Source organism: Bacillus sp. AFS059628 (assembly GCF_002571225.1).
Lineage (GTDB): Bacteria > Bacillota > Bacilli > Bacillales > Bacillaceae_G > Bacillus_A.
Window position 1 is genome coordinate 21221 of sequence record NZ_NVEC01000057.1, and the last position, 24777, is coordinate 45997.

27 protein-coding genes and 2 pseudogenes are annotated in these 24777 nt (G+C 33.1%); 21 read left to right on the plus strand and 8 right to left on the minus strand.

The features are described 5' to 3' along the window. Positions 1-227 precede the first annotated feature (227 nt). Positions 228-932, plus strand: a complete 705-nt coding sequence (locus COL05_RS18960; RefSeq protein ID WP_098669725.1) for an alpha/beta hydrolase — start codon at positions 228-230, stop codon at positions 930-932. Positions 933-1216: 284 nt separating this feature from the next. Then, positions 1217-1666, plus strand: a complete 450-nt coding sequence (locus tag COL05_RS18965; RefSeq protein WP_142337566.1) for a GNAT family N-acetyltransferase — start codon at positions 1217-1219, stop codon at positions 1664-1666. 55 nt (positions 1667-1721) lie between these two features. Here COL05_RS18965 and COL05_RS18970 read toward each other — a convergent pair whose 3' ends face one another. Next, positions 1722-2141: a hypothetical protein gene (locus COL05_RS18970; protein ID WP_098669727.1), complete on the minus strand. Its 420-nt coding sequence runs from the start codon at positions 2139-2141 to the stop codon at positions 1722-1724. A gap of 121 nt (positions 2142-2262) precedes the next feature. Here COL05_RS18970 and COL05_RS18975 point away from each other — a divergent pair, with 121 nt between their 5' ends. From COL05_RS18975 to COL05_RS18985, 3 genes are all read left to right on the plus strand, one after another. Further along, positions 2263-2910 (plus strand): response regulator transcription factor, encoded by a 648-nt coding sequence (locus COL05_RS18975; protein ID WP_098669728.1) that lies wholly within the window; start codon positions 2263-2265, stop codon positions 2908-2910. Beyond that, positions 2903-4279 (plus strand): sensor histidine kinase, encoded by a 1377-nt coding sequence (locus tag COL05_RS18980; protein WP_098669729.1) that lies wholly within the window; start codon positions 2903-2905, stop codon positions 4277-4279. Before COL05_RS18975 ends, COL05_RS18980 begins: the two co-directional genes overlap by 8 nt. A 179-nt stretch (positions 4280-4458) precedes the next feature. Then, positions 4459-6255: a Xaa-Pro dipeptidyl-peptidase gene (locus COL05_RS18985; protein ID WP_098669730.1), complete on the plus strand. Its 1797-nt coding sequence runs from the start codon at positions 4459-4461 to the stop codon at positions 6253-6255. 62 nt (positions 6256-6317) lie between these two features. Here the strand turns inward: COL05_RS18985 and COL05_RS18990 are convergent. After that, positions 6318-6521, minus strand: a pseudogene (locus COL05_RS18990) (hypothetical protein); the annotation flags it as partial. 424 nt (positions 6522-6945) lie between these two features. Here COL05_RS18990 and COL05_RS18995 point away from each other — a divergent pair. The 12 genes and pseudogenes from COL05_RS18995 (at position 6946) to dltD (ending at position 17519) form a co-directional block, all read left to right on the plus strand. Next, positions 6946-7710: a class I SAM-dependent methyltransferase gene (locus COL05_RS18995; protein ID WP_098669731.1), complete on the plus strand. Its 765-nt coding sequence runs from the start codon at positions 6946-6948 to the stop codon at positions 7708-7710. A gap of 203 nt (positions 7711-7913) precedes the next feature. Next, positions 7914-8177, plus strand: a complete 264-nt coding sequence (locus COL05_RS19000; protein WP_098669732.1) for a hypothetical protein — start codon at positions 7914-7916, stop codon at positions 8175-8177. Between the two features lie 203 nt (positions 8178-8380). Beyond that, positions 8381-8611, plus strand: a complete 231-nt coding sequence (locus COL05_RS19005; RefSeq protein WP_000789033.1) for a hypothetical protein — start codon at positions 8381-8383, stop codon at positions 8609-8611. Between the two features lie 388 nt (positions 8612-8999). Further along, positions 9000-9497 carry an ankyrin repeat domain-containing protein gene (locus tag COL05_RS19010; RefSeq protein WP_142337567.1) on the plus strand — a complete coding sequence of 166 codons (498 nt, stop codon included), beginning with the start codon at positions 9000-9002 and terminating at the stop codon, positions 9495-9497. Further along, positions 9494-10084 (plus strand): annotated as a pseudogene (locus tag COL05_RS31005) (DJ-1/PfpI family protein). Before COL05_RS19010 ends, COL05_RS31005 begins: the two are co-directional and overlap by 4 nt. A gap of 506 nt (positions 10085-10590) precedes the next feature. Further along, entirely contained in the window at positions 10591-10947 is a 357-nt protein-coding gene (locus COL05_RS19025; RefSeq protein ID WP_098669736.1) for an FtsB family cell division protein, read from the plus strand. 259 nt (positions 10948-11206) lie between these two features. Next, positions 11207-11533 (plus strand): DUF3870 domain-containing protein, encoded by a 327-nt coding sequence (locus COL05_RS19035; protein WP_098346942.1) that lies wholly within the window; start codon positions 11207-11209, stop codon positions 11531-11533. A 141-nt stretch (positions 11534-11674) separates the two neighbouring features. Then, positions 11675-12736, plus strand: a complete 1062-nt coding sequence (locus tag COL05_RS19040) for a dipeptide epimerase (protein WP_142337568.1) — start codon at positions 11675-11677, stop codon at positions 12734-12736. A gap of 39 nt (positions 12737-12775) precedes the next feature. Further along, entirely contained in the window at positions 12776-13777 is a 1002-nt protein-coding gene (locus tag COL05_RS19045) for a C40 family peptidase (protein WP_098669738.1), read from the plus strand. A 20-nt stretch (positions 13778-13797) separates the two neighbouring features. Beyond that, positions 13798-15420, plus strand: a complete 1623-nt coding sequence (locus tag COL05_RS19050) for a peptide ABC transporter substrate-binding protein (protein ID WP_098669739.1) — start codon at positions 13798-13800, stop codon at positions 15418-15420. 119 nt (positions 15421-15539) lie between these two features. Next, on the plus strand, positions 15540-16067 hold the full coding sequence (locus tag COL05_RS19055; RefSeq protein ID WP_070807308.1) for a GNAT family N-acetyltransferase: 528 nt from the start codon (positions 15540-15542) through the stop codon (positions 16065-16067). A gap of 270 nt (positions 16068-16337) precedes the next feature. Beyond that, positions 16338-17519 (plus strand): D-alanyl-lipoteichoic acid biosynthesis protein DltD, encoded by a 1182-nt coding sequence (gene dltD / locus COL05_RS19060; protein ID WP_098669740.1) that lies wholly within the window; start codon positions 16338-16340, stop codon positions 17517-17519. A 38-nt stretch (positions 17520-17557) separates the two neighbouring features. Here dltD and COL05_RS19065 read toward each other — a convergent pair whose 3' ends face one another. Next, positions 17558-17782, minus strand: coding sequence for a hypothetical protein (locus tag COL05_RS19065; RefSeq protein WP_000558703.1), 225 nt, complete (start codon positions 17780-17782; stop codon positions 17558-17560). A gap of 140 nt (positions 17783-17922) precedes the next feature. Between COL05_RS19065 and COL05_RS19070 the strand changes: the two genes are divergently transcribed. After that, positions 17923-18396, plus strand: a complete 474-nt coding sequence (locus tag COL05_RS19070; RefSeq protein ID WP_098669741.1) for a DinB family protein — start codon at positions 17923-17925, stop codon at positions 18394-18396. 51 nt (positions 18397-18447) lie between these two features. Here COL05_RS19070 and uptA read toward each other — a convergent pair whose 3' ends face one another. Beyond that, positions 18448-19053, minus strand: coding sequence for an undecaprenyl phosphate transporter UptA (uptA, locus tag COL05_RS19075; protein ID WP_061664652.1), 606 nt, complete (start codon positions 19051-19053; stop codon positions 18448-18450). A gap of 445 nt (positions 19054-19498) precedes the next feature. Between uptA and COL05_RS19080 the strand changes: the two genes are divergently transcribed. Further along, positions 19499-20896 carry an HD domain-containing protein gene (locus COL05_RS19080; RefSeq protein ID WP_098669742.1) on the plus strand — a complete coding sequence of 466 codons (1398 nt, stop codon included), beginning with the start codon at positions 19499-19501 and terminating at the stop codon, positions 20894-20896. 195 nt (positions 20897-21091) lie between these two features. On the opposite strand, the gene COL05_RS19085 is transcribed toward COL05_RS19080, so the two are convergent. Further along, positions 21092-21856 carry a DUF1836 domain-containing protein gene (locus tag COL05_RS19085; RefSeq protein WP_000447235.1) on the minus strand — a complete coding sequence of 255 codons (765 nt, stop codon included), beginning with the start codon at positions 21854-21856 and terminating at the stop codon, positions 21092-21094. Positions 21857-22115: 259 nt separating this feature from the next. Between COL05_RS19085 and COL05_RS19090 the strand changes: the two genes are divergently transcribed. Continuing rightward, positions 22116-22565, plus strand: coding sequence for a hypothetical protein (locus COL05_RS19090; protein ID WP_098669743.1), 450 nt, complete (start codon positions 22116-22118; stop codon positions 22563-22565). Further along, a complete protein-coding gene (locus COL05_RS19095; RefSeq protein ID WP_000447759.1) occupies positions 22553-22861 on the plus strand; it encodes a YxcD family protein in 309 nt (102 codons plus the stop codon). The genes COL05_RS19090 and COL05_RS19095 overlap by 13 nt, the downstream gene beginning before the upstream one ends. Before the next feature lie 24 nt (positions 22862-22885). Here the strand turns inward: COL05_RS19095 and COL05_RS19100 are convergent, their stop codons facing one another. From COL05_RS19100 to COL05_RS19110, 3 genes are read right to left on the minus strand one after another with little or no spacing between them, the layout of a single operon-like run. Continuing rightward, on the minus strand, positions 22886-24121 hold the full coding sequence (locus COL05_RS19100; protein WP_098669744.1) for an NAD(P)/FAD-dependent oxidoreductase: 1236 nt from the start codon (positions 24119-24121) through the stop codon (positions 22886-22888). After that, a complete protein-coding gene (locus tag COL05_RS19105; RefSeq protein WP_098669745.1) occupies positions 24118-24450 on the minus strand; it encodes a (2Fe-2S)-binding protein in 333 nt (110 codons plus the stop codon). The genes COL05_RS19100 and COL05_RS19105 overlap by 4 nt, the downstream gene beginning before the upstream one ends. Next, positions 24447-24719 carry a (2Fe-2S)-binding protein gene (locus tag COL05_RS19110; RefSeq protein WP_098669746.1) on the minus strand — a complete coding sequence of 91 codons (273 nt, stop codon included), beginning with the start codon at positions 24717-24719 and terminating at the stop codon, positions 24447-24449. The genes COL05_RS19105 and COL05_RS19110 overlap by 4 nt, the downstream gene beginning before the upstream one ends. Positions 24720-24777: the final 58 nt, after the last annotated feature.

The following is a 24777-nucleotide window of genomic DNA, read 5'->3' on the forward strand; positions in this document are numbered from 1 at the left end:
GTAGATTAGCTGAATAAGGAATTAAAATAAGAGTTTATAGCTCCTGAAGAAGTGGAAAGAGTAAGGTTTTCTAATTCAAAATAGATGCTGTTATGCAGAGGTAGAATAAGATTTTAATTCATTTACGATGAATTTGTAATAGTTTAATTTCTTAAAAATTGAGTGGTGCATTTTACAGTTTCTGTAGTTTTTGCTAATTCTTATATGTCTTGTTTTACGGAGGAAATATGATTAAAGATTACTTTAAAATTGGTAATATTCCAGTGGTTTTATGGGGAGATAAGAGTGGAAAAATTTTTATTGCAGTACATGGAAATATGTCAAATAAGGAAGATGCAGTTATTCAAATATTAGCTGAAGAAGCTAATCAAAAAGGCTATCAAGTATTAAGCTTTGATTTACCTGAGCATGGAGAAAGAACAAATGATAATACACTTTGCAAAGTACAGGTTTGTGTTAGTGAATTATCTATAATTATGAATTACGCAAAAGAACATTGGAAAGAAGTAAGCGTGTTTGCATGTAGTATCGGAGCTTATTTTAGCCTTGTAGCCTATCAAAATGATGTGATAGAAAAGGCATTATTTTTATCACCAGTAGTTAATATGGAACGAATTATCGAAAATATGATGAGATGGTTTAATGTAACACCAGAACTTTTGCAAAAAGAAATGACTATAGAGACACCGATTGGTCAAAAATTATATTGGGATTATTTATGTTATGTAAAAGAACATCCTATTAATACATGGGATACGGATACATATATTATGTACGGAGCCAAGGATGAACTGTGCGAATTTGAAACTATTAATGATTTTAGAAAAAAACATCGTTGTGAATTAGAAATCATGGAGACGGGTGAACATTATTTTCATACTGCAGAACAGTTAAAGATATTTGAACAGTGGTTACACAAACATATCAATTAACAAAGTATAATTTATCTTGGGTCTGTTTGAGAAGAATGGCGAATATATAAACTAATATAATATTTGAAAGATGTTATAAATGTATTTACTTAAATGGCTTTATCTCATCATATTTGAGTATAAATAGTTTTAAACGTATAGCAATTAGACAATTATATTATCGATTTACATCTGGGGTGAAGAGTAGCCATTCTAAGAATTGAATAGAGCAACAATCATAAAAATGCTCAGAATAAATAATTCTAGGGCATTTTTACGTATTTTCATATTAAGGGGGAATTTATTTGAAAGATATACATATTCAACAAATTGAAGAGTTAATAAAATACGAGCACGATTATCTTGTTCAAGAAAGCAAAAAAGAAGGATTTAATTTCTTAATAAAGCTAAAAAGTGAATATAAAAATAAAACAAATACATTTAATAAAACTGGCGAATGTTTATATGGCCTTTTTCAAGGGGAAAAGTTAATTGGAATAGGAGGGTTAAATGAAGACCCATACTCAGAAAATAATAAGATTGGCCGATTAAGGAGATTTTATATTGCAAAGGATTACCGTCGTATAGGGCTAGGGAACTTGTTATTAAAGCAGCTATTATCTCATGCGGAAAAGTATTTTAAAGTGGTTGTTCTACATACAGATACGAAACAAGGTGATGCGTTTTATATTGCAAATGGATTTGTGAAAGGGGAATTATTTAAAGGATCTAGTCATTATAAAGTATTATATTAGTAAAAAAGGAGACCTCAGCTTCGAAAAATAAGCTTATGAAGTCTCTTTTTTCTAGTCAATTATGTTTAACATTCATTTTTTTCAATAATCCCTTCGGATCACCTTTCACATAATAAAAATGCGGATTATTTTCATCATCGTAAAGCATAATATAAGGCTTTTGATTAAGCGGGAGAAGAATAAGTACTTCATCAATTGTTGTATGTAACCATTGATTTGTAATAGAAACTGGTTTAGATAAAGGGATTTTTATCATGTGACCATCTTTTGGAACGACGTTTAAGTTTTTGAACGGGCCAGTAATGGATTTAGCGTATTGAATAGCTTCTTTTTGAATAACTGGATCTAAAGATTGCTTTTGAACGACCATTTCTTTTTGACAATCAAATACTTCAATTTGTTGATTACTATTTGCGAACACATTTGTCGATAATAAAAAACAAAGTAGAGTAATGACCCCGATTTTTTTCATCATAGTACAACACCTCGTCTTTACTATACCCTTAAAAGGTTCAAATATTTTTCTGTCACATTGATGTAACAAAGAAGTTGTATAATACAATTGGTTTTTGTTTAAAAGTAATGGAGGATCATGTATGAGAGTATTAATCGCAGATGATGAACAAGATATGTTAAGGATTTTAAAGGCTTATTTTGAGAAAGAAGGCTTCGAAGTTTTATTAGCGAAAGATGGAGAGGAAGCACTTCAAATATTTTATGAAGAGAAAATTGATTTAGCTATTTTAGATTGGATGATGCCGAAACATAGTGGTATTACTGTTTGTCAGGAAATAAAAAAGAACTCAAGCGTTAAAGTATTAATGCTTACGGCGAAAAGTGAGAGCGAAAATGAATTAGCAGCGCTTCAAAGCGGGGCAGATGAATATGTAAAAAAACCATTTCATCCAGGCGTATTAATAACTAGAGCGAAAAAGCTAATACAGCATGATGATGTCATTCAAGTTCAAGATTTGAAAATAGATTTCGCTAAAAATAAAGTTTATAAAAATGACAAAGAGTTAGATATTACAAAAACAGAGCTAGAATTAATAAAGTGTTTTTTAAATCATAAAGGCATGATTTTAACTCGTAAAAAATTGTTAGATATCGTATGGGGATTTGATTATTTTGGTGAAGAGAGAACTGTTGATACACATGTAAGAAGATTACGTAAAAAAGTTGGAGAAAATATTATAAAAACGCACCGCGGGCTAGGATATAGTTTGGAGGAACAGAGTGAATAAACTTGGAAAAAAGCTATTTTTCAGCATTTCCTTAACTGTTATTCTTATTTTTACGATATCTTTATTATTAATTAACTATCTTTTACCGAAATATAATATTTACAAAACGCGAGAAAGTTTAGAAGGTATTACAGCGCAAATACAGTCCACATCGAGCAAACAACTGGATGAATCAATTACCAGTATTGAAAATGAGGGGAATGTTACGATTGCGTATACATCTATAAAAGACTCAGAAGATCATATAAATGATGAGTTACGTATGCAACTTACCAAAAAGAGAGTTGCCCTTAATAAACTCTGGATTACAAAAGAAGAAATAATGAAAGTAAAGAACGTCGGGCAATCGAATAAAATATATGATCAAGAGAAGATGAAATCTAGCTTTTTTGTAAAATACATTGCGAAAGACGATATGTTGATTTTAGTAGGGGTTTCGATTGCAAATTCTAACGAAGTAATAAAAACGTTAAATTCATTTTATTTGTACATGTTAGGCATTACGATTTTTCTTATTATCGTACTTGTATGGATACTTTCAACAACAATTACCAAACCATTAAAGGAATTAAGTGATGTTGCAGAAGATATTTCAAATTTGAAATTTGAACGAGCGAAAGTGAAAACAAATGATGAAATCGGAGACTTAGCTACTAGTATTAATATTATGAGTGATAAACTACATGAGGCACATGAAGATTTAACAGATCGAAATGAACATTTAAAACGATTTATGGGTGATGTGACACATGAATTAAAAACGCCAATCGCATTAGTGAAAGCATATTCTATGGGAATAAAAGATGGTTTAGATGACGGTACATACATAGATACTATTATTAAACAAACTGATCACATTTCGAACTTAATTGAAGAATTATTGCGATTTTCTAAACTAGAAAGAGATGTTTTACAAAAAGAAGAATTCTCTATTAAATCACTAGTTCAAAGTATATTACATAAGCATAAGATTGAGTTAGAGTCGAAAAAAATTGATTTGCATGTGAACTATAATGTTGGCGATGCAGTTATTTATGCAGATGTAAATAAAATGAGAATGGTGTTTCAAAATTTAATTTCAAATGCGATAAAATATACAGCAAATCAACATATAAAAATTACTTTAGAAGATCGAAATGAAAGTGTATATTTTCAAATTCAAAATGGTATGAATGCGGAACAAATGAAAGATATCGATAAAATTTGGGAACCTTTTTACGTCCTAGAATCTTCTCGTAGTAAAGACCATTCTGGTACGGGACTAGGTTTAGCGATCGTGAAAAGTATTTTAGAAAGACATGGTTTTGATTATGGGCTCTCTACAATAGAGGGAGATATACGATTTTATATTAATATGAAGAATGACTAATTCAAATACTATCAGAAACATCGTTTATTATTAGGCGATGTTTCTAATAGTAGTAAGTCAGAATATATAATCTTGAAAGAGTGATCTACAAATTTCTCAAGTGGTTGTATAAAATAAAAACTGAATTTTCAGTAATTTTATCGTATAGTAAAAGGAGAAATATATGGGGAGGAAAGAGTATGGGGAAAAAGAAAATAGCAATTACATTATCAACAATCTTATCTTTATCAGTTACATCGGGAGTTTCTAGTATGACTGTGTATGCAGACAATAAAGAAACAAACTACATAAATGAGAATGATGTGAAGTTAAATGGGAAAGTTTCTGAAGGGTTACAATCCAATACGAAGATCGAATTAGAAAACGGGATGACAAAACCGATTTACTCGCTTGATGAAGCAATCATCGAAAATCTATTTGTAGAGACGGAAGTTGATAGTGATCGAGATGGTAAAAAAGACAGAGTGTCAGTAAAAGTTATGCGCCCCAAAACAAATCCTAATGTGAAAGTTCCCGTTATATATGAAATGAGCCCATATCGAGCGGGTTTAAAAGATGTTCCTGTATATAATGTAGATGAAGAATTGTATGCGTATGAAGGCAAACCGTATGGAGCTGTTAATCTCGGTTCATACGGAAATTATTATGTACCAAGAGGCTATGCAGTTATTTTAGGTGAAAGTATTGGAACTGGAAAATCAGATGGATGTCCGACTACTGGAGACGAACAAGAAATATTAGGGACGAAATCTGTCATTGATTGGGTGAATGGACGTGCGAAAGCATATGCAGAAAATGGTGAGGAAGTTAAGGCTGATTGGTCAACAGGAAATGTAGGTATGACAGGTGTTTCTTATAATGGTACCTTACCGAATGCTGTTGCGACGACTGGTGTTGAAGGTTTAAAAACAATTATTCCAATCGCAGCGATTAGTAGTTGGTATGATTATTATCGTGCAAATGGTGCAGTCATTGCGCCAGGTGGATACCAAGGAGAAGATACAGATAATATGGCAGAGGCAGTATTAACAAGAGAAAATCCAGAAGTTTGCGGACAAGTAATAAAAGAGCTAACAGCTGGACAGGACCGGAAAACTGGTAATTATAATGATTTTTGGGATAAACGTAATTATGTAAAAGACGCTAAAAATGTAAAAGCAAGCGTATTTGTTGTTCATGGTTTAAATGATTGGAATGTAAAGACGAAGCAGTTCGCGCAATGGTGGGATGCACTTGGAGAAAATAATGTTCCTCGTAAAATGTGGTTACATCAAGGTGGACATGGTGGAACATCAACGAATGACTGGCAAAGAACACAAAATAAATGGCTCGATTATTGGTTGTATGGAATTGAAAATGGAATTATGAATGAACCAATGGTTGATGTACAACGTGAAAATAAAACGTGGGAAAAATTAAAAAATTGGCCAGATCCATCAGCGGTGCCGTCCAAAGTTCGTATGTATTTAAGTAACAAAGCAGTTAATTTGCCATTAAGTATGGGCTCTGCAAATAAAGTTTTCTCATTCGCAGATGATGCAAAAATGAAATCAAATCAATTAATAGCAAACCCAGAACTCGAAGTAGCCAATCGTTTAGTGTATACAATGCCTGTATTGCAAAAAGATACACGTATAAGCGGTACACCAAAGATTTCAATTACAGGAAATATTGATCGATCTGTATCAAATTTAACTGCTTTACTTGTTGATTACGGAGGAACGAATCCGGAAATCGTAACAAGAGGCTGGATGGATCCACAAAACTTAAAGAGTATAGAAAATTCAACAGCGATTCAACCAGGTAAAGATTATAAATTTACATGGGACATGCAGCCAGATGATTATATATTTAAAGCGGGGCATCAAATTGGGGTCATTTTAATTGCTAGTGATTATGATTATACAATTAGGCCGAAAGCGGGCACGAACCTTACAGTAAAATTAAGTGAAGTAACATTACCGATTGTGAAATAAATAGTTATGAATAAAGAGCTTACTGCAAAGTAAGCTCTTTATATTTTGAAAAGGGGAGTTTATTATGATTTTCTATTGGAAGAGACAAAAATGCTTATAATAAATAAAAAAATTGCATTCATAATTAATAGACCACTAAAGGTAAGGTCAGCAAAGCCTCCCGCGAATCCATCTCCTACTTTTTCACCAATAATGTGCAAAGTGGCAAAGAAAACAACGGGGGAAGAAAGTATGAAAATGCCACTAGCTATTTTCCATATTTGTTTATCCCGCGTTAACGGACAGTAAAACTCCCACCTCAAAATTCAGTTGGAGCAAAGAAGTTAGGTGGGAGATCAACTGTCCGTAAACGTCCGATTGATTCAACTAATAATCAGTGGGGGATGAACAAAACCCCCACTGATTAAAGTTTCACTTTATACTGCTTTGCTATTAAGAAAACGAGTGTATTAAAAGATATAAGAAGAAAAATAAATCCAATTAATGAATTCATCACATTCTCCTTTCAGTAAAAGTCTGAATTTTCATGTGTTATTTTTTAATGAAATATTATAAAATATAATTATATTGTATGGGAAGCGAGTGATATATTATGACAGTCAGCTCTTTCGAATTTTTATTAAAAATAAAGGTACAGGAAGATTAGTTGAATGAAAATCTTCCGTACGTAAAAAACGGAGGAGAAAATAAATGTTTAGTTTTTATAGTACACTTTGCACGGAACTTTATGATTACACAAAGCCTGTCGGTTATTCTTTAAATGGTGATATTGAGTATTACGAAGAACGTTTAAAAAATTGTAGAGGAAGAATTCTCGAAGCAGCGGTAGGATCAGGGCGTGTCATCATCCCACTTCTAGAGGCTGGATTTAAAGTAGATGGGATTGACTATTCACCTGAAATGCTAGAATCGTGCCGCGTTCGATGTAAAGAGAGAAGCTTACATCCTAATTTATATGAAGGAAGCTTACAACAATTTTCAATTCCACATAAATATGAGGCAATTATCATTCCTACTGGATCTTTTTGTTTAATTGAAAATCGTACAGATGCTATAAACGCATTGAAATGTTTTTATGAACATCTTATTCCAGGCGGGCGATTAATCGTAGATATTATGCTTCCACATGACTGGAAAACAGGAGAGATTCATACATCGACTTTTTCTTTGCCGAGCGGAGACGGAATTACATTAGAAAATAAATCAATTGAAATAGATTGGCTGAACCAAGTTACTCTATCCTATTTAAAATATGAAAAATGGAGTAAAGGGCAGTTAGTACAAACGGAATTGCAACGCTTTGCGGTGCGCTGGTATGGAATAGAAGAGTTTAAACTTCTGTTAGAAAGTATAGGTTTCTCTAACATTACGTGCTCCGCTGACTATGTTTATGAAAAAGAACCGTCAAATGCAAATCAAATGTTTACTTTTGAAGCTGTGCGAAACGAAAAATAAAGAAATATTTATGAAAATAAGGCAATCGATATAGTATCGATTGCCTTATTTCAATTGTATATTACTTACATGTTATTACGTTCCAGTTGTCCAAGCATCCTTCTACTAAATACATATACTACTTATATTAAAGGGAGTTACTATTTTAAATAGAACCGTTATTTTTTGTAAATGATATTTTAGAGAAGTAGGGGGGATAAATTTTGGAAAACGAAGCACAAGATAGAGTTGAAAATCAAGTGTATTCCAATCGTGTAGTAAGATCAGAATTTGATGCAAATTGGGAAACGTGTATATCAAAAAGCGGTTATGTAATTTATGTAGCAAAAAGTAACAATGCCGAAGTAATAGTACTTCTTGCAGATGGTTCAAGTAAACTATTAATTTTTGAAAAAGGCGGTAAAGTAGTAGTAGGCGGTGGTGGAACAAGTCATTATAGTAAGCCGCATATTGCAAGGAATATTTAAGATAGAACATATTAATTGAGAAGAAACCAATAAGTAACATAGAAAAAGCATTTCCTATTTCGAGAAATGCTTTTTCTATGTTATAGTATAATAGTGTTTTGGAACAGTGTTATTTTAATATACCTCAAGTTTTGTTGTGTATTATTTTTATATTAAATTAGTTGCGTAAGTATTTTTTTATATAAGGAGTAATAATTAGAGAAATGAAAAATATCGACTTTATACTAGAAAGTGATGAGGCATTAAAACCGTCTGAACGATTAGTACTATTATTATTAGAGAAGCATAGAATGTTATATACGAACGATCTATTAGCATTATCTAATTTATCATATAAAACATTAACGGATTCATTAACGTCGCTCGTATTAAAATCGTATGTGTTAAAGGAAACAGGTAAGGGAAGAAGACAGAATTGTTATAGATTGGTATGATAAGACTGCTGATTTTAGAGGGTTTATATTCATGTTTTTCAAATGTAAGGATAAGTGAGAAATTAGCTTTCAAATGAAAAACGTACCGCAATTCGCATTTAAATATTCGCATTTCATTTTTATTAATGGAAATGAAATCATTAATGGAAATAGAAAAATAAAATAAACTGCACAAAAAAGAAATAAAAAACAATCCATTTTTAAAATGGATTGTTTTTTATTGGAATAATATTATTTGATATATTGAAATTGAATCATAGTTCTCACTATTTTAAAACAAAAAATAGATAATATTATTATGTAAACTACTGTGTTGACAGGAAAATATAATAATCAATAGAACATATAGAAGAGTATACTTAAATATTTTGAGAGATGGGAGATTATTATGGCGATTTTACAATCAATAGTACAAGCTATTATAAGTGGTAATAAGGAAGAAGTGGTGGAGTTTATAAAGACGAATCCAAGTTCTATTAACGAATTTAGTGACGATGGTTGGACTCTAATTCATTTATCGGCTTATTTTGGACAAAAAGAGATAGCAAGTTTTCTTTTAGAAAGTGGTGCAGATATACATATTAGAGCAAAAAACGAAAATGAAAATGAAAATACACCTTTGCAAGCGGCAATCGCGAATAAACAAAGTGAGCTTGTTGCTTTCTTAATTGAAAAAGGATCAGATGTAAAAGCTATACAAAGTGGTGGTTGGACAGGGTTACATGAAGCAGCATTATTAGGAAGTGAAGAAATAGTTATGCTACTTCTTGAAAATGGAGCTAATAAAGCGATTAAGAAAAATGATGGAAAAACAGCGTATGATATAGCGTTAGAAAAAGGGTATAATCACCTTTTACATCATTTAAAACAGGAAGTGAACGTATGATAAATAAATGGAGCGTAGGTATATTTTTATTTAATGATGTAGAAGTGTTAGATTTTGCAGGACCATTTGAAGTTTTTTCTGTAACCGAAGTGGATAAAGAAAAACCATTTACTGTTTATACAGTAAGCCAAAATGGAGAAATGATTACAGCAAGAAACGGATTAAAGGTGAAGCCGGATTATAGTATTGAGGATTTACCACCAGTTGATATTCTAATCATTCCAGGTGGTAAAGGTGCTCGGGAAAACGAAGTGAAAAATGATATTATAATAAATTGAGTTTGTCAGCAAATGAAAGAAGTAAAACTAATGACTTCAGTTTGTACGGGTGCATTATTACTTGCGAAAGCCGGTCTACTGGAAGGCTTAAATGCAACAACGCATTGGGCTAGTATTCAAACTTTCAAAAAAGATTTTCCGAATGTAGAAGTAATGGAGAATGTGAAATTTGTAGATGAAGGTCACATTATTACATCTGCAGGTATTTCAGCTGGTATTAACATGTCATTTCATATTGTGAAAAATTTGTTAGGTGTGGAGATTGCTGAGGATACGGCAAAAAGCATGGAATATGATATTGATTTGTAAAATAAAAAGCCCAACTTGGGCTTTTTATATTTAGCAAAGTTTCGTAACAGGTAATCTATGCTTAAAACTTTAGTTCAGAAACAGTAATTTCAGTTTTAGCGAATATACGACAATTTATCCCGCATTAATGGGCAGTAAGATCCTCAACTCAAAATTCAGCGAAAGCANNGATTGGTTCAACTAATAATCAGTGGGGATGAAGAACCCCCACTGATTAAAGTTTCACTTTATCTTTTTTTCCTTGTAAGCATGTTATTACAAGGAGAAATTTCGTATGTAAAAAAACTCTTCTACAATAGTAGAAAAAGAATAACAGAAACTACTATTTTATGTCAGCATACATAAAAAAATTCAATGTAAATATGGAAATGTCGTCGAATGCTATCTTTAATTGGTTAATTTGTGAGATATTTTTGTGAAGGAGCTTATTTTATAAGAATAGAATTACAGTTAGTAAGAGATCATGCCGATGGTAGTGAAAATATATGTGTTAGGGGGATTTCATAATGAGGAAACTCAAGCGAATAAATGTTCCTAATATACAAGAAGAACTATCACAGTTTAATGAGAATCGAGCAGTTAATAAGAAAAAACTAAGGCGATTTATATTCATGTTTATATTTATTGCGGCGGCTACTTTGTACGTTCAATTTATTTTAACGAAACAACAAGAAATAATCGTAGAAAAAAAAGATACAATAACGAATCAAAAAAAACAATTGGTTTCTTTAAAGAAAAATGAGGCGTCTTTAAAGACTAACATAGAAAATTTAACAGACGATGAGGAAGAAATTTTGAAGTTTGCCAGAAAAGAATATCAATTTTCTAAGTCAAATGAAACTATATTTGTGTTGCCGAAGTAGTGTAATTGAGCAGTTAGCGATAGCTAACTGTTTTTTTATGTACGAATGGCATGGTACAAGAAACAATTACATATTGTAAAAATGAAGAGTTTGAGCTGTCTTTATACTTATGGAATATATACGAAAATAAATGTTGTTAGAATTCTGTCAATTGTATTATAATACAAGGTAAGCGGATACATTTTTTAATCAACGTTGAGTTAATCACTCATACGACTATTAAGAAAACCGTTATCCCGTATTAGAAAGGAAGATAGCTGTGTATGCTTCAAATACAATTTATGTCGTAGGGGATGCGAAAGCACCTCAAAATAATCCCATTACTGAAAAGTTTAAAAGCTATTTTGTAGCGTTTGTGCTTGTTAAGGAAACTGGGGAAATTGTAGATGCAGATTGCTCAGCGACAATTACATTAACATCTCAATTCGTTAAATATTTGTTTCTACATAAAAATATTAATGATCCAACGTTAGTAATGGAAATAAAAGATCGTTATTTCGGTTCGTCTCAAAAGGCACTACTTGTAGCGTTAAAAGATGCGCAGAAAAAATATAATCAAATCGCTGCTTTGTCTACACATTCCTAGACAAAATCCAGCCGTAAGAGTCTTCTTATGGCTGGTTTTTTTTATTTCACATTAACCTTCTACGTGAAAAGTAAGTGAAAGGGGAGATTTATTGCTCCAAAAATTAGGAATTAAGGTTCCACTTTGTTAGACAACGAAAGGATGAACGATATGAAAATTACTGATTTAAAAGTAAATCGTAGACGTGTAAAACTTCACACACCGTTTAAAACGGCGCTTCGTACCGTAACCGAAATAGAAAGTATAGATGTATATATTCATACAGATGAAGGGATTGTTGGTAAGGGTGCTGCTGCTGCAACACCAGTTATTACAGGTGATTTCGCAAGTGGGATTGAAGAAGCCATTTTAGGGCCAATGCGTTCTTGTTTAATTGATCAAGATATTATTCAATTTCAGCAGTTAATACAGCACATTCAAATGAGTTGTATTGGAAACCCAAGTGCAAAAGCGGCGGTAGATATCGCTTTATATGATGTGTATTGCCAATATCAAAGCGTCCCACTTTACGCATTATTAGGCGGGAAGAAAGAAATTTATACAGATATTACCGTTAGCGTAGATGAGCCTTTCATTATGGCGAAAGAGGCAAAGCAACATGTAGAAAAAGGATTTCAAACTTTAAAAATTAAAGTGGGGAAATCTGCTCCTTTAGATTTAGAACGTATTGAGGCGATTCGAAATAGCGTACCAAAAAATACGACGTTACGATTAGATGCAAATCAAGGGTGGAATCCAAAAGAAGCGGTTACTATCATTAAAGAGATGGAAAATCGCAATTTAAATATTGAATTTATTGAACAACCTGTTCATGCGAAAGATTGGGATGGATTAAAGTACGTCAAAGATCATGTGCAAACGCCTATTATGGCTGATGAAAGCATATTTTCAGCAAGTGATGCATTGAAAATCGTTCAAGGAGGATATGCAGACTTAATTAATATTAAATTAATGAAATGCGGCGGTATACGTGAAGCGTGGCGTATTGCCGATATCGCTGAAACAGCTGATGTGAAATGCATGGTCGGAAGTATGATGGAATCCTCACTTTCTGTTAGTGCTGTAGCCCATTTAGCAGCTGCCCATCCTAATATTCATTACTTCGATCTCGATGCACCGCTTTGGTTAATGGAAGAACCAGAAGGAATGACGTATTCTGGGGCGAAGGTAAACCTTCAATCGACAGTGAATAGTAAATCTTAGGAGAAAAGGCTAGTAAACTATCTTTTAAGGGGGATATGTATGAAAAAAGTAGGAACTGCATTTTTAACAACTTTATTTATATTTTCATCGTTTACATCAGCACATGCTGAAGAGAAGAAAGATAGTAAGGCGTTTATCGATGTATCTGCCGCAACACTTTGGACCACGCCTGATTCATTACGGCCAATTGATGCACCGAGTGCTACAAATCCAGTTGATTTGTGGAAGTGGACGAAATCAATGACGCTTGATGAGAAACTTTGGTTAACAAATGCAAATAAATTAGAAACGCAAGCGCTATTAGGTCAAGAAGTAACAGTTGTGGATAAAAAAGGAGACTGGGTGAAAGTGTTAGTCCATGGTCAGCCGACACCTCGAAATGAAGAGGGCTACCCAGGATGGATGCCCGAAAAACAGTTAACATATAATCAAGAATTTGCTGATAAAACAAATGAATCTTTCGTATTAGTAACAAAACCGACAGCCATTTTATATATAAATCCTTCTGAAAAACATAAATCACTTGAAGTGAGCTATAATACGCGATTGCCATTACTTAGTGAAGATACGATTTCATACCGCGTGTTGTTACCAAACGGACAGAAAGCTTGGCTACGAAAAAATGATGGCACAGTTTACCGTTCGCAAAATGATATTCCAACTCCAGCGGCTGATGATTTAATAAACACTGGAAAAATGTTTTTAGGATTACCTTATATATGGGCTGGTACAAGTGGCTTTGGATTTGATTGCTCTGGATTTACACATACGATTTATAAATCACACGGTATTACAATTCCGCGAGATTCAGGTCCGCAATCGAGAAATGGAGTTGCAGTTGATAAAGAAAATTTACAAAAAGGAGATTTAATCTTCTTTGCACATGATCAAGGAAAAGGTAGTGTTCATCATGTGGGGATGTATATTGGTGACGGAAATATGATTCACTCGCCGAGAGCTGAAAGATCAGTAGAGATTATACCGCTCAATACACCAGGATATATAGAAGAATACGCTGGTGCTCGTCGTTACTTACCTTAAAAAGTAGAGGGGGTTTTCAAATGAAAAAAGTTGTTCGTTACTCATTAGTTAGTACTTTATTAGCTTCTTCATTTTTAGTTGGCTGCGCAAAAGAAAAAACAACGACAAAGCCGAAAGATGAGAAAAAAGTATTACAGTTACTAGAAACGGGTGAAATCCCGTCTTTACATTCAGGGAAAGTAACAGATGCGGTATCGTTTAACGTTTTAAATAACGTAATGGAAGGATTATTCCGTTTATCAAAAAATGATGAAGTGATTGAAGCTGGAGCACAAAAATATGAAGTGAGTCAAGATGGGAAAACATATACATTCCACTTGCGTGATGCGACATGGTCTAACGGAGACCCAGTAACAGCACAAGATTACGTATACGCTTGGAAGCAACTTATTAATCCGGATATAGCTTCTCAATATGCATACATTGCGTACGATGTGAAAAATGCGGAGAAAATAAATAAGAAACAATTAGGGTTAGAGGAATTAGGAGTAAAAGCAAAGGATGATAAAACGTTCGTTGTAGAGTTAGAACATCCTGTACCGTATTTTACAAAACTACTTATTTTACCGTCCTTCTATCCAATTAACGAAAAATATGCGAAAGAACAAGGTGATAAATACGGATTAGAAGCAAATAAAGCGGTATATAACGGACCGTTTACATTATCGGAGTGGAAGCATGAAGCGAGTTTTACAATGAAGAAAAACGATAAGTATTGGGATAAAAAAGAAGTGAAGCTAGATGAAATAAACTATCAAATTGTAAAAGAAATTTCAACTGCGGTAAATTTATATGAAACAGATAAAGTTGATAGAGCTGTCATTTCAACAGAATTCGTAGATAAATATAAAAATAATAAAGAGCTTAAACAATATACAGATCCGGTTATGTACTTCTTCCGATTCAATGAAAATGTACCGATTCTTAAAAATAAAAATGCACGTCTTGCGCTAAGTACAGTGTTTGATAAGAAAGGACTTGCGACTTCGTTTTTAAATGATGGTTCGGTAGCAGCGAACTATTACGTACCTAAAGGGTTCTTAAAAGGCCCTGATAAAAAAGACTTTAGAAGTACGGCAGGTGAGTTTAATAAGACGGATGTAAAACAGGCGAAAGAATATTGGGAAAAGGCGAAGCAAGAAACAGGTACAAATGAAGTGACGCTTGAGTTATTAAACTATGACTTAGAAAACTTCAAAAAAGTAGGAGAATACATTAAAGAAGAGCTAGAGAAAAACTTACCAGGCTTAAAGGTAAATGTAAAATTACAACCGCATACGCAAAAACTAGCGTTAGAGAAGAAGAAAGAATATGAAATGTCACTATCACGCTGGTTACCGGATTATCCAGATCCAATGACTTACTTAGAAGTATTCCTTTCTGGAAGCAGTGTGAACAATACAGAATATGCAAATCCGGAATATGACGCTTTAATTAAGAAGATTAAAACAGAATTAGGTAATGATGAAAAAACTCGTTGGAAAGCAATGCAAGATGCGGAAAAAATGCTGCTAGATGATGCAGTAATAGCACCGGTATTCCAGCGCGGGTTATCATACTTACAAAAGCCATATGTGAAAGATTTATATGTACATCAATTCGGCCCGGCAACTAGTTTAAAATGGGCAGATGTACAAAAATAAAAGTATGGAGAAACAGACTTCACCTATGTGATAGTCTGTTTTTCTTATTTAAAGTTAGAGAAATAGTCCGTGGTATAATTTACTGGTCTGTATAAAACGTTTGGATGGGAATGATGTTTATGTTTGAAGAAAAGGAAGTAATATGTACAAAAAGATTGTTCATGAGGAAACCAAGTATAGAATATGTTGATCAATTTTATAACATATTAAAGCAAGAAGCTGTTGGCAAATGGCTTGCTAAATCACGAGGAATGTCAAAAGAAGAAGCAAATGATTATATCAGGAATCTTATATTACATTGGGAACAGTATAATTTTGGTGTATGGTTGTTATTTAATAGTGAAACAGGAAAGCTTTTAGGACATTGTGGTTTAAGAAAAGTGGATGAAACTGATGAAATAGAGATTATGTATCTACTTGATCCAGACTATTGGGGAAATGGATATGCATCAGAAGCGGCAGGGGCTTCTATTCAATATGCAAAAGAGACGATGGGTGTAAAAAGAGTAATTGCTAGGGTGAAAATAGCAAATGACAATTCGAAAAATCTTTTACGAAAGTTAGGTTTTACATATACTCATAATGTTGATTATAGTGGACGTACCTTATCTTATTTTGAATTTAATATAGCTTCTGATGAATTATAGACATTTTATATGTTTTTTCATGTCTTAATAATAAAATTATTACTAAATTTCCAGTGTGAAATTTATGTAGAATCTTGTATAATTAACGTGTTTCTATGGAAACATTTTCTTGCGCTATTTGTATAGGGCTTAATAGAACAAGGAAAGAAAGAAATACATACATGTATATAATAGATAAATAGAATGGAACATGTATAGAAAAAGGAGAGAAATGATGGCGTGTCAAAAACAAGGGTTACAATTTAATAGCAATAGAAAGAGGAAGATACGATGAAGATGAAGCATGCTTTTGGTCCGATAATTTTAGCATGTGTGCTTTTTTTTATTATCATATTAATCCCATCGGAAAGTTTCGTATCACTTATTAGTGATACGAAGGTAGAAGATGCGGCAACTTCCTTACAAAAAGAAAAACTACAAAGTGTTTTCTTACAGCAAAAAATGTTAGAGAATTCACAGTATTTACCGATGTATGGTTCATCTGAATTTTTACGAATGGATGCATATCACCCATCTAATTACTTTAAAGTAAATCCGGCAGGTTTTACGCCATATTTAATGGGGGTTGGCGGTACGCAAAGTTTAGCTCATATATTAAATATGACGTCTACTATGGATGGATTAGAAGGTAAAAAGGTAGTCTTTGTTTTATCACCACAATGGTTTACAAAGACTGGGGTATCACAGGGGGATTTTACGAACAACTTCTCTAAGCAACAAGCATATCATTTTATTTTTAATGATAAAATAAATGTTGAAATGAAGAAGCAAATTGCGAAACGGCTATTAGATTATAAAGTTGTTCAAGAAGATGATATATTAAAAAATTCATTAGAAGGTATTGTATATAATGATACGAAACATAACATAAAAGCAGGATTAGTTAAACCACTTGCTTATATGCATCGTAATATTTTAGATCATAGAGATTTATTTAACTCCTTATTTAAGATTGAACCGATGAAAGAAAAAACAAATATGGGATTACGTTCAATTTCTTGGGTAGATGCACGTAAACATGCAGAAGAAGAAGGAAAAGCGGAATCTACTACAAACACATTCGGAATTGAAAATCCGTATTACTATAAACATAATTTAAAGAAAAAATTAAAAGGGTTAAAAAACTTTAGAGCAAATGAATCATATGAAGAATCACCAGAATATGATGACTTACAAATTGTTTTAAATATATTTAAAGAGAAAAATGTTAAGCCACTATTCATTTCTGTACCTGTAAATGGAACGTGGTATGATTACGCTGGTTTCCCTAAAGAACGCCGTGAAGTGTATTATAAAAAAGTTCGGGAACAAGTTGAGAAAGCAGGATACCCAGTAGTTGACTTTTCTGGCCATGAATATGATAAGTATTTCTTAAAAGATACAATTCATTTAGGTTGGAAAGGCTGGATTTACTTTGATGAAGCAGTGCAAAACTTTTATACTGAAAAATAAGTGTGGAGAAAAAGGAACGGCTATAAGCTGTTCCTTTTTTAGTATAGAGGATTTTGATGTGGGCAATTCGGAAAGGCATGTATATCTTGAATTTGTCTAAAATCATAATGCTTCATTGCGAACTGAGCTTGATAAAGGTATTCATACACATATAATTGACCATCATGTGCTGAACATAATACACCAGAAGTCCCCTGCCCATTTATGAAGGAAATACCGATAGGGCGTCCGATTAAGTATTGTATTTTTTGTTGCCAATGCATAGGGAAACCACTCCTTTTAGAGTTAATATACGAAATGGATGAGTGAATTGTTGCTTATCCACATAATTATGGAGGCTTTTTATATAATTCCTAGAAGATATTCATATGAATGAATTACAAGTGCGAGAAAGGAATGCATAATGAGGAAAGAAAATATTTTAGAAGAAAAGTTAAATATAATAGAATGGTGTCAAACATTGAAGGAAGTACCTGATGATATATGGTTTCAATCATTTAAAAATGGTTCGTGGGGAATTGCAGATGTGATTTCACACTTTATTATTTGGGATGATTTTGTAATGAAGAATCGAATTCCTTATTTTGTTAGTACTCAATCAGTACCCCATTTTCCGACAGATGTAGAGGAAATGAATAAGAGTGCAATTATATATGCAAGATCAGGTATTTCAAGAGAAGAGCTTATCAATCAGTTTAGCTATACTCGTAAACAATTAGTAGACGAAATTGAGCGGATTCCTGCCGATAATTTTTATAATGACTTTCAAATTGGTACTAAAAAAGTCATGCTGAATCATTATTTTTCATCACTCATTCAGCATGACTTAAGGCATAAGGAAGAAATAATCCAATTTTTAATACATAATCAAGTCTAATATAAAAACCGCTAACATTCGTAATGAATTATTAGTGGTTTTTATATTGTCTTAAGCAAGATTTTTACGTTTTTTTGTCCATTTTTTAAGGATGAAGTATAGTAGGATAAGTATGACGCCGCCAATTGCGAAAGACTTCACATACGGTCCCGCAATATCATTTATATTCTCCCAATTTTGACCTAGTTTTTCACCTAAATAAATAAAAATAATAGACCAAGGGATGATTGCAAGTGCTGTTAATGTAGTGAAACGTAATAACGGCATTTTTGTAATACCAGCAGGAATTGAAATCGCATGACGCACTACTGGAATAAAGCGGGCAGTGAAAATTACACCAGTCCCGTAACGGTTAAACCAATCTTCAGCTGCATCAATATGTTTTTTATGAATGAAAATATATTTTCCGTATCGTTCTAATATAGGTCGTCCACCGTATCGTCCAAGCCAATAAATAAAGATTTGAGCAATAACGCCGCCAATTGTACCGAATACAACTGCGCCCACAAATGAGATACTACCATTGAATACTAGGAATCCCGCATAAGCAAGGACAATCTCACTTGGGATAATCTCAATCATAAGTCCAAGCATAATGCCCCAATAACCTAATCCCTCAAAAAACGTTAATACTGAATGAATAAAACTACTTACCATTGTTGCACCTTCTAGTTTATGTATTTTTGAATAGGTGAATCTTATACTTAATAACATAAAAGATTCACTATGTGTAGATTATACCTTATTTGTATAGGGGATTGCTATTTCAATTCTTTTATGTCTCTGATAAGTATAATAGTAAATGCTAGTGTATTGAAAATTTCCTATAATGATATGGGCTTTTAATTTACAAAGTGAGAAGGATAATATATGCATAATAAGAATCGAAATTATGGATCATTATCTACTTGGGATAGAGATATAATTTGGTTGATAAAAAGTATTTCAAAGGTTGGCTTATAGGTTCAAAAATATACAAATAATTCAGGGAGAATAAAAACATAAATATTCTCTTATCACCTAGACAGGTACTTCACTTTCGAATAACGAATTATAATGTTAATAAAATTTTATAGAAAATTAACGTGATGAAGGTGAAAATATGAAAAAAGCATTATTAGAAAAGGCCTCATACCTAAATAAAGCAGAATTAGAAAAATTACATAAAGCTATGTTAGTTTCTGAGAAAGCTCATGAAGGACAATTCCGCGTTTCCGGTGAGCCGTATATTACTCATCCATTTGCAGTTACAGAAATTTTGTTAGATTGTAAGGCGGATATAATAACTTTAGTTGCAGCATTACTACACGATGTGGTGGAGGATACAGATTATACAATTGAGTATATACGTGATATATTCGGTAAAAAAGTTGCAGATATTGTAGAAGGGTTAACTAAAATTGATAAAAAACAAATCTCTAATAAAGAAGAGTATGAAGCAATAAATTTAAAGAAATTATTGTTAGCTACGCAAGGAGATATAAGAGTAGCTATTATAAAAGTGATAGATCGTCTACATAATATGAGAACTTTACAGGTGAAAGCTGTAAAGAAACAAGTTCCTTATGCAAATGAAACACTCAAAATTTTCGCTCCGATTTGTAAAAGACTAGGGCTAGTACATATTCAACACGAGTTAGAAGATTTAGGTTTTTATTATCTTAACCATTCTAAATATAAGGGAATGAAAATTCTTTTACAAAATTATGTTAAGTTATTAGAGGGTTTGTCTCAAAATATCATGCAAGATATAAATAATTTTCTAAACCCATCTTTAATATTTGAAGTTAACTATGAAATAAGCCCTATTTATACAGCTTATTCTCGTCTTCAAGATATTCAAGACATTACAGCAGTGTCAAAAATAATTATCACGGCCTCAAATAATTTAGACTGTTATAAAATATTAGGAGTTATACATCAACTATACCAACCAATTCCATATCAATTTGAAGATAATATAGCAATTGAAAGTGATGTATTAAACAGATACTTAAAGACCAAAGTGGTGATCAATAAACATGAAATAGTGATATGTATTCAAACAAAAATAAATCAGGAGATACGAGATAAAGGAGTATTTCATATTTTTACAAAAAGTATGACTGATAAGGAGATGCAGAATATAATTCATAAATTGATGGATCATTTTATTAAGACGAATAATCTAGTAACTCAAGATGTGGTTGAATTTTATGATTTAGTATCATATGAACTATTCCAAGATAACATTGTTGCATTTACTCCTAAGTTAGATTCCATGAACTTACCGCAAGGTGCTACAGTAATTGATTTTGCTTTCGCATTAAATCCTAAGATCGCTAAGTATATGTCAGGTGCTAAAGTTAACGGTATAAATAAACCGATAACAACGAATGTTTCACATCTAGATATTGTTGAACTTGTGGTAACTGAAAACATAAGTAAAGTAAGACCGGATTGGCTAAACTTTGCTAATAGCTCAAAAGCTCAAATTGAAATTTATAAAGAGTTACAATGATGAAGGAATGAAATTTATCGAGAAAACCAGTTCGAAATTTAAGAGAATGAAATGATTATTTTTGAATTAATGGTAGGCGATTATGATTTTTCATAATTAATACCTAGAAAAACAAGTATCCACCTGTTATATATTAGGACAGGTGGATACTTATTTTCATTATAAAAAAATAGAAGCATTTCTGCTCCTATTTTTTTACGGCTTCACATCTAAGTTCTGTAAAAATAACGTTGCTGTTACGTAACGTTTCGCTAACATTTGTACATATGCGGTATGTACAGAAAGTGTGGCGATAATAATGGCGTTACGAATTGCTTCACGTTGTTCGTTGTTAACTTGATCGAACTTGCTTGCAATTTTATCAGCTCTTTCTTTTACGATGTTTTCAATTGTATGGATTGTATCTGTTGCATTTAGTTGTAAGCAATTCCCTTGATTGAGTTCTTCAAATAGGGAAGAGTATGCTCCATATAAATGAACAGGATTGATTAAGTCATCACTTCGATCGGCTGGGTCATTTACGATAAGGCGTAATAGCTTACGAATGGATTCAAAATCAAGTGCTGTTTTTAAATCTTCGACAATGAATAGTAAGGCTGCTTGTTCAATCGAATATTTTTTTCCTTTTTGAGGAGAGCCAATCATTTCTTTTATATCTCGTTTCACCCAGTTTTGCATGGCCGTTACTGAGAAACTTGTGTTTTCAATTTGATTTCCAAGCGCAACTATTTCATTTAATGAAAAACCAACGTCCGTATCTTCAATCTTAATTAGTTTTTCAAAAATAGGTGAAAGTGCGGTAGTAATAAAAGCAGTTACGCTTTGTCCGCTTTCAATATCTTTTTTATGTGACTTCGCCCATGCTTCTTGTAAAATACCGAGAGGCTTTTTCGTATTCCATCCTCTTAATGATAGAAGAAGGGTAGCCATTTCGTTTCGTGTGAGATGAAATGTTTCCATCTTTTCACCTCCAAAAATAATAAAAAGTTCTTATGAACCTATAATATGTTTTGTTTCATTTAAAGTCAATTCTGTTTTGCTTAATTTTTCCTTTGTCACCAAACTGTCGGAAGTAAATAATACTTGCATATTCCGAAAAAAGTTCATATAATAAGTTCATAAGAACCTTTAAAATGTTTTTAAAAACAAATCTATCATTCTGAATTTACTAGAAAGGTAGATTTCACATATATCTATATAAAAGGAGAATGGATATAATATGTTGAAAAAACTTGTAGCAGTCATGACAGCATTCATGGTTATCTTTGGAGCTAGTAGCTTTATGTTTGTAGACCACGCAGCAGCGAAGGGTTACAAATCTGGTAAAAAATCATACACACCAACTTCTGGCCAAAAGTCAAAAGTTGATTTGAACAAAAAAGATAATAATGTGAATTCACAAAAAACGACAACAGATTCAAAAACAAAAGCAACAAACACAGCACCAAAAAGTAATAAAGGAAGCTTTATGAAAGGTTTATTACTAGGTGGTCTTGGTGGTTTACTAATGGGTAGCTTATTTGCAAATATGGGAGCTCTTGGTTCTGTATTAGCATTTATGGTAAATATGTTAGTAATGGCTGGTATCGTAATGTTAGCAATTCGTGCATTTAAATACTTCAAAGATCAACGTAAGAAAAAGGAAGATGAAGTAGCATGGAAACAATAAAAATTTCTGAACAAGAATTAATAAATGCGCTTTGCGTATATATTGCTGAAAAAAGACAAGTTGGCCCAGAAGAAGTTTTAGTTGAACTCATGTACGACGATGACTACGGTTTCTCTGCTGAAGTAGAGGTAAATGGTCGCCAGCAAATTTTAATTCAAGCGAACTTAATCGAAGCACTACGCTTATTACTTGACAGAGAATATAATGTCAATTCATTTGCAGCAAGATTACAACTTGAATTAGATGATGAAGAAGGCATTTACGCATTAGCGAAATTTAATAACTCAGATGAGTAGGAAAAAGAGCTGTTGAGAGAAATCTCAACAGCTCTTTTTAGTATGTGCATACGCAAGGGAATAATCACGCCAAATTTCATTCATTTTGTGTCTACCAACATCAACCATCGGATTAAATTGAATGGCAGCTTGATGACGTACGGTATGTATATGTTGAATCGCTTGTTGCAAGTGTTGTTCAACCGAATGAGATTTTTTATTTGTATGTTTTACGATAGAATATCCAGCAACAGTCCCTTGTGCCATTGCAATTTTCCCGCTTTCAATGCCAGTTATATTGCCAGCTACAAATAAACCGGGAAGAGGGGTTTCCATTGTTTCGGAATGGAGAGGAACATGTCCGCCTAATTCCGGAATGTAACGGAACGGACAACCAGCTACAGCGGCTAGCTCAGCAAGAGGGTATAAGCCGCCGGCAATACAAACGAAGTCTGCCTCATATACTTGTTCCGATCCAGTTATGACGTTTCCTTTCGTATCAATATTAGCAACGCGTACACCTTCAACTTGATCTGTTCCGATAATTTCTAGAGCTGCTTTTCGAAGGTGAAGAGGTGTACCGTTTATTTTCATACCTTTATTTGGATAGAAGTTTAATCCAACTTGTTTCGCCCAATTATATTTCATCAATCGACTACCTATACGTAATAAAGGTGATGGAGCAAGGTGGGCAGCATGTAAGAGAGAATTTAATACTTCTTCTGGTTCACCAGCTTTTTGACTTAATTCACTTTTTTCAGGAAGTACAATATGTTCCACTTTAATTCCTGCTAATTGTAATTCATTTAAAATAGCGAATGACAAAATGTTAGCACCAATAATTATTCCTTTTTTCCCAACTTGAACGCGATGTACATTTGTCATTACTTGTGCTGCCCCGATTGACATAACTCCTGGAATTGTCCAACCAGGAAGGGGAATGGAGTACTCAGCAGCTCCAGTAGCAAGTAGAACGAACGGTGCTTCTAACGTACCGATATTCGTATGTACGAACCAAGTGCTTTCATCTTTATCTAAATTATAGACGGAAATACCACAGCGAATATCAACTGAAAGTGATTTTGCTTCTTCGTGAAGGCGTTTTGCTTCTTCTATCCCGTTCCACCATTCTCCAGTAGGTTCTTGATGTAATTGACCGAGCAACCTTCCGCCAGGCTTCATAAATTCATCAATAACAAGTACATTGAATCCAAATCGAGCGCAAGAGATGGAGGCTGATAAACCTGCTGGTCCAGCACCGATAATAATGACATCGTTCATCGTTTTTTCACCATCTCTCTCACGATATTTGGATGCTGTTTGCCGCTATCAACAACCATATCTTTTTCTACAACAGTTAAGCATGCTCGTACGTTCGTTTGATTATTTACTGTGACGCGGCACTCAGAACAATGTCCAATATTACAGTAAATACCTCGCGGCGTCCCGCTGTCTTCATGCACTCTTAAAGTTCTTATTCCGTTTGCAAGTAAAGCGGCCGCAATCGTTTCATGTTCATATGCCTCATATTGTTGACCGTTAAATTGGAAAATGATACGTTTACTACTATTTAAACTCCCTAAAACAGGGTGATGGGTAATTCTATTCATTTATTTTCACCTACCGCTCCAAAGGTAACTGCACGCACTGGTGGTTGATATTTTAATGGAATTTCATTAGTAGTTACGTCAGGATTTGCACTTTCAATCATTCGATCTATCATCATTCTACATGTACGGCCACCGCAAAATCCCATACCAGCACGTGTTCTTAGTTTTAATTCTCTCGCCGAGCAATTATATTCAGCAATTGTCGATTGAAGTTGACCGTATGTAACTTCTTCACATCGACAAACAATTACATGATCTTTATTCGTCATATGTATTCCTCCTCTAGTTCGGTTTGCACAAATTATTATGCAAAAACTATGCCAATAT